This window comes from Streptomyces sp. NPDC057963 (assembly GCF_042887155.1).
Taxonomy (GTDB): domain Bacteria; phylum Actinomycetota; class Actinomycetes; order Streptomycetales; family Streptomycetaceae; genus Streptomyces.
Genome location: NZ_JBHVPX010000042.1, coordinates 22301 through 33141, shown reverse-complemented (window position 1 = coordinate 33141; position 10841 = coordinate 22301). Strand labels below are relative to the sequence as shown.

The window sequence follows — 10841 nt, the reverse complement described above, 5'->3', positions numbered from 1 at the left end:
GGCTGAGTGCTCAGCCCCGACCGACCCCGAGCGGCGCATGGCCGGTGGGTGAAGGGTGAGCAGCGTGTCACGTTGAGTGAATTGGCTGATTGTCAGTGTCATCGGGTTGCATGGGGGCATGGACAACCTGGAGCTCCGCGCTGAAGCCGACGCCATCCTCGCTGAGCTCGTCGGTGCCCCGGGGGGTTCGGCGCGGCTGCGGGAGGACCAGTGGCAGGCGGTGGCGGCCCTGGTGGAGGAGCGTCGGCGGGCGCTGGTGGTGCAGCGAACCGGCTGGGGCAAGTCGGCGGTGTACTTTGTCGCCACCGCTCTGCTGCGCCGTCGTGGTTCCGGTCCGACGGTGATCATCTCGCCGCTGCTGGCGCTGATGCGCAACCAGGTCGAGTCGGCGGCGCGGGCCGGTATCCGGGCGCGGACGATCAACTCGGCCAACCCGGAGGAGTGGGACACCGTCTACGGGGAGGTCGAGCGCGGTGAGACCGACGTTCTCCTCGTCAGTCCCGAGCGTCTCAACTCTGTGGATTTTCGCGATCAGGTGCTGCCCAAGCTCGCGGCCACGACGGGTCTGCTGGTGGTCGACGAGGCGCACTGTATTTCCGACTGGGGGCATGACTTCCGGCCTGACTACCGTCGGTTGCGCACGATGCTGGTGGAGTTGCCGGCCGGGGTGCCGGTGCTGGCCACGACGGCGACCGCGAACGCACGGGTGACCGCGGATGTGGCGGAGCAGTTGGGCACGGGGAGTGGGGACGCTCTGGTTCTGCGGGGGCCGCTGGACCGGGAGAGCCTGCGGTTGGGTGTGCTGGAGTTGCCGGGTGCGGCACATCGGCTGGCGTGGCTGGGGGAGCGGCTGGGGGATCTGCCGGGTTCGGGGATCATCTACACGCTGACGGTGGCGGCGGCGGAGGAGGTCGCGGCGTTCCTGCGGCAGCGCGGGTATCCGGTGGCTTCCTACACGGGGAAGACGGAGAACGCCGATCGGTTGCAGGCGGAGGAGGATCTGCTGGCGAACCGGGTCAAGGCGCTGGTGGCGACCTCGGCGCTGGGCATGGGCTTCGACAAGCCGGACCTGGGGTTCGTGGTGCACCTGGGGTCGCCCTCGTCCCCGATTGCGTACTACCAGCAGGTGGGGCGTGCGGGGCGCGGTGTGGACCATGCGGATGTGCTGCTGCTCCCGGGCAAGGAGGACGAGGCGATCTGGGCGTACTTCGCTTCGGTGGGCTTCCCGCCCGAAGAACAGGTGCGGCGCACGCTGGCGGTACTGGAGGAGGCGGGGCGTCCGTTGTCGCTGCCGGCACTGGAGCCGTTGGTGGATCTTCGGCGTTCGCGTCTGGAGACGATGCTGAAGGTCCTGGACGTGGACGGGGCGGTCCGGCGCGTGAAGGGGGGCTGGACGGCGACGGGACAGCCGTGGGCGTACGACGCGCAGCGGTATGCGTGGGTGGCCCGGCAGCGCGAAGCCGAGCAGCAGGCCATGCGGGACTACGTGGCGACCACGGGGTGCCGGATGGAGTTCCTGCAGCGGCAGCTCGATGACGAGAAGGCGGTGCCCTGCGGTCGCTGCGACTCCTGCGCAGGGCCGTGGCTCGATCCGGCCGTCTCTCCCGGGGCCCTCGCGGCGGCGACCGGTGAGCTGGACCGCCCGGGGGTCGAGGTCGAGCCCCGCAAGATGTGGCCGACGGGGCTCGCCGCGGTCGGAATGGACCTCAAGGGCCGTATCCCCGTGGGCCAGCAGGCAGTCACAGGGCGAGCACTGGGCAGGCTGTCGGACATCGGTTGGGGCAACCGCCTGCGCCCGCTCCTGTCGGACCAGGCCGCCGACGGGCCGGTTCCGGATGACGTGCTGGCCGCCGTCGTGACCGTGGTGGCCGACTGGGCCCGCTCGCCGGGCGGCTGGGCCAGCGGCTCCCCCGACGCGATGGCGCGGCCCGTGGGGATCGTCTCCATGCCCTCCCGCACCCGGCCGCAGCTGGTGGCCTCGCTCGCCGACGGGCTGGCCCGGGTCGGCCGGCTGCCGCTGCTGGGCAGCCTCGCCCACACCCCGCAGGCCGGCGAACACGCGGTGCACCGCAGCAACTCCGCTCAGCGGCTGCGAGCCCTGGCCACCGCGTTCACCGTGCCCGACGAACTCGCGACCGCCCTGGCCGGCACCCCGGGACCGGTCCTGCTCGTCGACGACTACACCGACTCGGGCTGGACCCTGGCCGTAGGCGCACGCCTCCTGCGTCAGACCGGAGTCGACCAGGTACTCCCGCTCACCCTGGCTCTGGCCGGGTGAGCGGGCCGCGCTGATCGCGGCACTCGTCGCGCGAAGGCCGTCGGTTCGAATCCGACAGGGGTGCTTGCCTGCCTTTCTCTCGACCAGTGGGCAGCAGAATTGGCCCTGTTCTCGTATGGCCACGGCGAACGGACATGCAGCGCCGAGGGGACGCGCCGGGCGCAACACAGGTGCGGGCTGGGCCGGATGGACGCGGCTCAGCCCGCATCGTGCCAGTTGCCTGACCGGACCACCTGACCACCGTCACCATCTTCCTGGTGCGACCGCATTCACTCCTCGTCCAGATCGACGTCCTCGGGCGCATCGCTGTCACGCAGAGGACGCAGCCCCTGGCCGGGCCCGCCGGCCAGGGGAGTTGAACCGGTAGTGGTCCAGGATGTCCCTCCGGACACCTCCGGGTCAGGGCCGCTCCGCCGATCGGCTCTCGCCCCGGAACGGTGCGTCAGGCAGACTGGACGTCCGATGCCGTGCGTGAAGGAGTTGTGATGCAGGTAGCCGTGGTCACCTTCGACGGGTTCAACGAGATCGACAGCTTCGTTGCTTCCGCGCTGATCAACCGGTGCCGCAAGGACGGCTTGGAAGCCTTCATCACGACGCCCACGCCGGTGGTCACGTCGATGAACGGCGTCGAGGTGACCGGGCAGCGCCCTATGGAGTTCGTGACCGAAGCCGATGTCGTGCTGATCGGTAGCGGGGTGAAGACGCGAGACGTGGTCGCCGACGACCGGCTGATCTCCAGGCTGCCGCTCGACCCGGCGCGCCAGCTGATCGGTGCGCAGTGCTCCGGCGCGCTGGTGCTCGCCCGGCTCGGGTTGCTGGCCGGCATGCCGGCCAGCACGGACATGAAGAGCCGGCCCTTTGTCGAAGCCTGCGACGTCACCGTGCTGGACGCGCCGTTCCACGCCGAGGGAAACATCGCTACGGCGGGCGGTTGCCTGGCGTCCCAGTATCTCGCCACGTGGGTGATCACCCGAGTGCTCGGGGAGGAAGCCGCGCGAGACGTCATCGACTACGTGGCTCCGGTCGGCGAGAATCGGGAGACGGTCGAGCGTGCCGTGCGTGCCGTCCACGCGGGCGAGGTTGCACTGCGCTGATGCCCCGCGGTCAGCCTTTCCGGGGCCGACCGCACCCCGACCCGATCTACCGTGATCCGTCCGAACGTCGACCGCCTGTCCGGCGGCGCAATCCCGGAGCCGGTCCGGTCGTGGCGCTTCCGGACGGTCACCAGGGCGCAAGAACACACCCGGCCGTCCTCGCGCCACGACATCCGCACAACCCGCAACACGGACACCGTCAAACCGCGACAGCAGAAACCAACGCGCCTACGCCCCGCCGCGCGGGTCAGAGAGCACGCCGCTGCTGCTCCGCGTGCATCCGTTCATAGATCTGCTCCACCACCGTGTGTTTCCTGGAGTTGTACTCCATTGCATGGCGGGCGCCGGGCGCGGCGGCTGCTTTCGCCTTCGCGTACAGGTCACGGTCGTCCGGGTGCGACCGCAGCCAGTCCCGGAACATCAGGTGCCGCGAGAGTTCGGGCGTACCTGGTCCGAACACGTGAAGATTCACGCGTGGGTGCGCGAGTCGGAGCATGCGATGCTCGTGCCACCACGGCTCGCGCACCGTGAGGTCGTAGCCGAGTGCCGTGAGGGGCGGAACATACGTTTCCTCCCGGCGCGGGTCCGCGACGGTGAGATCGATGTCGATGATGTCCTTGGCCGCGAGGCCCGGCACCGCGGTGGAACCGACATGGACGATTTCGAGAGCCCTGCTCCCCAGCGCCTCCCTGATCCGGGCTTCGAGGGCCGTATACCGGCCGGGCCATTCCTCGTCGTACGGAACCACCTCAAGGTGTTCGACCGTCGGGGCGCCATGTACCCAGGGGTTGCCTTCTTCCGTGTGCACCGGTTGTCGGTCGTTGTTCGCCATCCGATCAACCCTACGTGAGGGCATCGCGGCGAAGCGCGAGGTGCGGTGCCAGGGGGTGGATCAGTTCCCGCCGGGTGCCGGGCAGGTCGCCGGGGCAGGACTGGTGTGCCCTGGTGGCACGGCAGGGAGCTGACGAATCGTGGAGCCGCCCTGCACGGCTGCCGACGACCTCCTCCCACTCATCCGAACCCATCCTTGACTCCCGGCCTGCCTTCCCGGCAGCCTCCTCCTGCGCGCAACACAACGGCATGTGTGGTGTTGCGCCGTGGGGGATGTGTTGTGGAGCGGAGAAGCTGCCCCTCCATGCTGTTTGGTTCCGGCCGGCGACATCAATCAGCAGATGCCGAATGTTCCGGTCGATGTGAGCGACAGATGTATTCCGGAGTCCGGTGGTGGGGCGGCTCTGCCGTGCAGTGTTCCTGCGGTGCCGCCCCAACACCGTTTCAATGCAGTGGACTTCCACCGCCTCCACCTGGTAGATCTGCGGGCCAAGCCGATCGCAGGGCTGCCGAGACCGGTTCGGGCAGTTTCGCCGTCTCCGAGATGCTCCCGGACACCGACCGGCATGGACCGGCACGGACCGGTTCTGGCTGTGCGACCACGCCGACGGGCGCCCCGCCGCCGAGCAGCCACTCATCGCGTTCGACGTGGCAGCCCGGCGCGCACCGGCACCGTGCTCCCACTCCCACCCCCACTGCCGCAATGAGGTACATCTGTGCAGATCCTGACCAAGATACGCAGCCGGACGCCGGCTCTGGCCGTCCTGCTGCTGCTGTTCCTCACCGCTGTTGTGGCCACGCTGCCGTTGCGTACCTCCGAACCCCGGCCGGCCTCCGCCCCCGCCGACGACTTCTCGGCGACCCGTGCCGTCGCCCGGCTCGACGGCATCGCGAAGGTCCCGCACCCGGTGGGCTCGGCCGCGCAGTCGGACGTACGGGAGTATCTCGTCGGTGAGTTGGGCGAGCTCGGTCTGCGGCCGGAGGTCCAGACCCGGGTCGCCCCCTCCCACACCGACGACTACCCGGCCATCGTCGGATCCGTATCCAACATCCACGCCACGATCCCCGGCAGCAAGCCCACCGGCCGGGTCCTCGTCGTCGCCCACTACGACTCCGTGCCGATCGCCCCGGGCGCCGCCGACGACGGCTCCAACGTCGCCGCGATCCTGGAAATCGCCCGCGTCCTCAAGGCCGGACCGCGGCTCCGCAACGACATCGAGATCCTCTTCACCGACGGCGAGGAACAAGGGCTGCTCGGCGCGCAGGCCTTCGTCGACGCGGAGGCCGGTACGCGCCGGGCCGCCGACCCCCAGCAGACCGTCGTGGTGAACATGGAGGGCCGCGGCCCCTCCGGGCCCGTCATGATGTTCCAGATGGCGGGCACCGGCCTCACCCCCGCCGTGCGGGCCTCCGGAGCACTCACCACGTCGTTCTCCGCCGCGATCTACGACCAACTGCCCAACGACACCGACCTGACGGTCTTCGACGAGGCCGGCATGCGCGGTCTCAACTTCGCCTTCATGGACGGCTCCGGGCACTACCACACCGCCCACGACAGCATCGACCGGCTCGACCGGGCGAGCGTGCAGGACATGGGAGACGCGGCACTCGGAGCGATCCGCCAACTCGGCGGCACCGACCTCGCACAGAGCGGTTCGGACGCCACGTACTTCTCCCTGTTCGGCACCGTCGTGTCCTACCCGGCATGGCTGGTCCTGCCGCTCGCCGTGGTGGCCGCCCTGGGCGTGCCCCTGCTGCTGTGGTTCGGCCGGCGCCGAGGACTGTCGCCCCGCGCGGTCGGACGGGCCGCCGCGGCCTTCCCGCTCACACTGATCGGTGCGGCGCTGATCGGCCTGGCAGGGTGGTGGGCGCTCAGCCTGGCCCGACCGGACTTCGCGCTCGGTGAAGGCAGTGTGTACCACCTCGGCCGGTACGCGTGGGGTGAGGCGCTGCTGCTCCTGGTACTGCTCGTCGCCTGGTACTGCTGGGCCCGCCGCAAGGCGTCGCCGCTGGACATCGTGGTAGGTGTGCTGGGCTGGTTCGCACTCCTCGCGGTCGTCTGCGCCGTGCTGCTGCCCGCGGGCGCCTACCTCTTCACCTGGCCGGCGCTGATCGGACTGGCCGTCGTCGCCGTGACACTGGGATTCCTGCCCGAGGACTCCCCGTGGCGGGCAGCGGCCGCAGCGGTGACCGCCGTACCGGCGGTGGCACTCGTCCTGCCGGTCGTGCTCCTGCTGCTGCCCGCCCTGGGACTGACGCTCACCGCCGCTCCGCTGGTCCTCGCGGCGCTGCTCGCAGCGTTGCTGCTGAGTCTGCTGGAGCCGCTTCCCCCGCGCCGGGCGGTCATCGCCGGAGTGCTCGCGGTGGCGGTGGCAGGCGCGGGCACGCTGGGCGTGGGCACGGCCCTCGACGACTACAGCGCCGACGAGCCCCGGCCGGTCAGCCTCGGGTACGTCCTGGAGTCCGACACGGACAAGGCCACCTGGGTCAGCCTCGGCGACACCTCCCAGCCCGCCGTCGGCAAGCTGCTCACCGGTGAGCCGACCCGCTATGGCGACAGCATCCCCCCGCTGGGCGATGCCGCGCTCGCGCACGGAGCGGCCAAGGCCGCCCCGCTGGACGTCCCGCGTGCCGTGAACGCCTCAACCACCGAGGCCGGCGGCGTACGCACGATCCGGGTCCGTATCCAGGCCCCCGCCGGCGCCCACAGCATCGACGTCCACGCCGGCACCGGCGCCCACAGGATCCTCGACGCCACCGTCGAGGGCGCGAAGCTCACCGGCGGACCCGAGCACCCGGAGGGCGGCTGGGGCTGGAGCTTCAGCTACGCCGCGCCGCCCGCCGACGGCATCGACGTCACCATCCGCACCCGTGGCAAGGGCCCCCTGCCGCTCCGCGTGGTGTCCACCGCGGTCGGCCTGCCGGACGGGGCCGGCGCGCCCGCCCTGACCGTGGACCAGAGCTGGGCGGGCTGGCCGTCGGTCGCCGGACAGACCTTCGTCGTGCGGACCTTCCGGTTCTGACCGCACCACATGAAAGGCCCGTCTCACGCAACCATCCGTGCCGGCGACCGCCGCGGCACTTCGGTCCGGACGGAGTCGGAGAGGCCCGCCGGGCCTCTCCATCAGCGAGCGGACACGGGCTGGCGGCGGCCCGACGGGGGCGCACCTCGGGTCCGGAACGGGGCGGTACCACCGGTCACCACGGTGGTACCGCCCCGCTTCCCCGGTCCCGGCATCTGCGCAGGCACCGACCGGGTTCACATCGCCGATCGCCGGCCACTTGCCCCCGGGACCAGCGACCTCTTCGCACTCGACGCCGATCTCACCGAGTACGACCGCATCGTGCTCGGCCGGAACAACACGCTGACCACCGAGGACCTGACTGACGCCCACGAGGGCCGGGGTCCCGACCGTGCGATCGGCCAGGGCCCCGACGACCCCGCGGACGCGAACGCCCGGCGCATGACACGGCCAGGCATCGTGTGTACAGCCTTCCTCCGAGCCGGGCACCACCCTTGTGGGCCCCGGGCGGCCGTGTGCCGAGGGCGGCCGGAGCGTCACACCGGGCGGTGCAACTGCGCCATTTTCAGGCCGAGGTGGGCGGTGAGCCGATCGTCTCCGTGGGACATGTTCAGGCCGGTCAGCTCCTCGATGCGCCGTAGCCGCTGGTAGAGCGTGGAGCGGTGGACGTGCAGCCGGGCGGCGGCCCGCTGGGCGTCGCCGGCGTGGTCGAGGTAGGTGCGCAGGGTCTCGACCAGGTCCTGGTGCCCGGACCCCGGCTCCAGCAGCCGGCGCAGGCCGGGGTGGATACTCTCGGCCAGTTCATCCGGTGCGAGCTTCGTCAGCAACGCGTAGACCCCCAGGCGCGGATAGGCGGCCACCGGGCCCATCACACCGGTGGCACGTGCGACATCGGTGGCCTGACGGGCCTCCCGGTAGGAGACGTGGGCCTCGGTCAGGCGGCGGTGTGTCCCGCTGGTGCCGACCCAGCACAACGCCTGCGGGCCGGTGCCGAGTTCGGTGACGAGTTTCTCGTGCAGGACGCCGGCCAACTCGCCGACGGTGCGTTCGATGCCCTCACTCCGGCCGCCCGGCCAGATGGTGAGCAGCAGGGCGTGGTCCGGCCGGGACAGGACGAGGGCGCGGGCGGGCGGCAGCCTCCGCCGGGTGTGGTCGAGCGAGAGGTCGAGGGCCAGCCGTTGCTGTTCGGAGAGCGGTTCCCCGGCCCTGCGCGACGCCGTGGCCACCAGGGCGGCGACCGGTCCGGCCACGGCAAGCCCCTCCTCGACGAGCGCGGCGGCGGCCTCGTCCCGGACCGAGGGGTCGGGGGCGACCAGATCACGGACGTGCTCGCGTTCGTGGCTGCGGGAGACCTCGTCGGCCAGGTGATCGCGGTGCAGGATCAAGGCGGCCTGCCCGGCTGCCTCCCGCAGCGCCTCGGCGTCCCTCGGAGTGGCGGGGCCGATCAGCCAGAGGTACCCCTGCAGTGCCCCGTTGTACCGGACCGGCATACCGGTCCGCTCCACCGTGAAGCCGATCTCCGGGCACGGCGGGACGGTGAAGACATCGGCGGCCCGGGCGGCACCGTGCCGGGCGACGTGGGCGGACAACGCGGCCGACACCCCGCGGTGCATGATCGACTCGATACGGGCTTCGTCGACGTCGCCGGTGTGCGCGGTGTGGGCGAGCAGCCGGATGCGGGCATCGTCCATGGCCACGGACCGACCCAGCCGCGCGCTGAGCGCATCGATCAACTGCTGCAGTTCGGAGACCATGTCGTGCATGGTAGAGGCCCATTGGCCTCGGCGGCACTGTGCGCGGACGCCCGTTCACGGGTCGACACATGTCGATGTGCGCACCGTGTGGTCGCGACAGTTGTGGGGGGCCCGGGGAGTCCCGCAACTCCTATCGTCTTCCGCAGTGCCGATCGGACCGCACGTCGGCGGCCGCCTCCGGGCCGGTCCGTCTCCGGGCCGGTCCGCCTCCCGGCGCCGGGGTTCCCGGCCCGCCGCGGTCACCACCCGATCCGTCCGCCCCGGCGAACCACTCGCGGCGGCGCAGAGCAGAGCAGGAGGCGCCATCCAGCCTCACGGTGAACCACCGTGCTTCGGCCGGCACCGCGGCTCCCGTCCGACTTCCGTGAAGGACTCGCAACGGCGCCCCTCACATGAAGGAAAAGGTGACTCAGTGTCTGATACCGCAGACGTCCTCGTGATCGGCGCGGGCGTGATCGGCTGCTCGGCGGCGCTCGAACTGGCCAAGTCCGGCCTGCGCGTCACTGTGGTGGACAAGCTCGGTGGGGTCGGCGTGGGCTCCACCAGTGCTTCCAGCGCGGTTGTCCGCTTCAACTACTCGGCCTTCGACGGGGTGGCGACCGCCTGGGAGGCCAGGCACTGCTGGGAGTGGTGGCCGGAGCACCTGGAGAAGAGCGGTCCGGGTCCGCTGGCCTCCTTCGTACGCACCGGCCTCGTCGCCCTGGACGCGCCTCCGGTGCCCAGGGGCCGCGTCACACCCCTGTTCGACCAGGTCGGCGTCCCGTATCAGGAGTGGGACGCGGCAGAGCTCGCGGCCCGGCTGCCGGCCCTCGACACCGGCCGCTACTGGCCACCGACGCCCGTGGACGAGGACGAGTTCTTCGCCGATGCCACCGTGCATCTGGGGGCTCTCCACACCCCCGACGCCGGTTACATCGACGATCCGCAGCTCGCCGCGCTCAACCTGGCCGACGCCGCGCGGGAACGCGGCGTGACCTTCTGCTTCAACACCGAGGTGACAGCAGTCCTGCAACGGGGCGACCGGGTCAGCGGTGTGCGGCTCGCCGACGGTTCACGTCTCTCGGCACCCGTGCTGGTCAACGCCGCGGGCCCCTGGTCCGGCGCGCTCAACCGACTCGCGGGAGTCGGCGCAGAGTTCACCGTGCGCGTACGGCCTCTGCGCCAGGAGGTCCACCACGTCGCCGCCCCACCCGGCTACCATCCGGCGGACGGCCTGGGGCCGGTCGTCGCCGACCTCGACCTCGGCATCTACCTGCGCCCCGACGGACGGGACTTCCTCCTGGTCGGTGGTACGGAGCCGGAGTGCGACCCGCTGGAATGGGTCGACGACCCGGACCGGGCCGGCCCCGGCGCCACCGTGCCGCGCTTTCGCGCCCAGGTGACCCGCGCCGCCCGTCGGCTGCCCGGACTGCGCGTCCCCCACAGGCCCAGCGGGATCGCCGGCGTCTACGACGTCACCGACGACTGGGCCCCCATCTACGACCGCACCGACCTCGACGGCTTCTACGTCGCCATGGGGACCAGCGGCAACCAGTTCAAGAACGCCCCCCTCGTCGGCCGTTTCGTCGCCACCCTGGTCCACGAGACGGAGGCAGGCCACGACCACGACCGACGACCGTTGCACTATGCCTGCGAGCACACCGGTCACCACATCAACCTCGGAGCCTTCTCCCGCAAACGCCGCCCCAACACCTCCTCCGGCACCGTCCTGGGCTGAGCCGGCGCAGCCATGCCACCGGACGGTTGCGTGTGCGTCCCGTCGGGCCCGTGGAACGGGCGAGCGGCGCCGGCCGGAAACCGGGCGCACAGCGGAGGAGGTCCGGTGAACCACGGGGGACCCAGGCTGTCGAGCGGCCCCGTG

General features: G+C 71.2%; 6 protein-coding genes. 4 read left to right on the top strand and 2 right to left on the bottom strand.

Features of this window, described 5'->3' with window-relative positions:
• Positions 1-118: 118 nt before the first annotated feature.
• Entirely contained in the window at positions 119-2278 is a 2160-nt protein-coding gene (locus ACFVT1_RS39405; protein ID WP_389805205.1) for a DEAD/DEAH box helicase, read from the top strand.
• A gap of 485 nt (positions 2279-2763) precedes the next feature.
• Positions 2764-3372 (top strand): DJ-1/PfpI family protein, encoded by a 609-nt coding sequence (locus ACFVT1_RS39400; protein ID WP_389805204.1) that lies wholly within the window; start codon positions 2764-2766, stop codon positions 3370-3372.
• 247 nt (positions 3373-3619) lie between these two features.
• Here ACFVT1_RS39400 and ACFVT1_RS39395 read toward each other — a convergent pair whose 3' ends face one another.
• A complete protein-coding gene (locus ACFVT1_RS39395; RefSeq protein ID WP_389805201.1) occupies positions 3620-4204 on the bottom strand; it encodes a GrpB family protein in 585 nt (194 codons plus the stop codon).
• A gap of 715 nt (positions 4205-4919) precedes the next feature.
• Between ACFVT1_RS39395 and ACFVT1_RS39390 the strand changes: the two genes are divergently transcribed.
• Positions 4920-7226, top strand: coding sequence for a M20/M25/M40 family metallo-hydrolase (locus tag ACFVT1_RS39390; RefSeq protein WP_389805199.1), 2307 nt, complete (start codon positions 4920-4922; stop codon positions 7224-7226).
• Between the two features lie 536 nt (positions 7227-7762).
• Here the strand turns inward: ACFVT1_RS39390 and ACFVT1_RS39385 are convergent.
• On the bottom strand, positions 7763-8980 hold the full coding sequence (locus tag ACFVT1_RS39385; RefSeq protein ID WP_389805196.1) for a PucR family transcriptional regulator: 1218 nt from the start codon (positions 8978-8980) through the stop codon (positions 7763-7765).
• Between the two features lie 412 nt (positions 8981-9392).
• Between ACFVT1_RS39385 and ACFVT1_RS39380 the strand changes: the two genes are divergently transcribed.
• Positions 9393-10697 (top strand): NAD(P)/FAD-dependent oxidoreductase, encoded by a 1305-nt coding sequence (locus tag ACFVT1_RS39380; RefSeq protein ID WP_389805193.1) that lies wholly within the window; start codon positions 9393-9395, stop codon positions 10695-10697.
• Positions 10698-10841 lie beyond the last annotated feature (144 nt).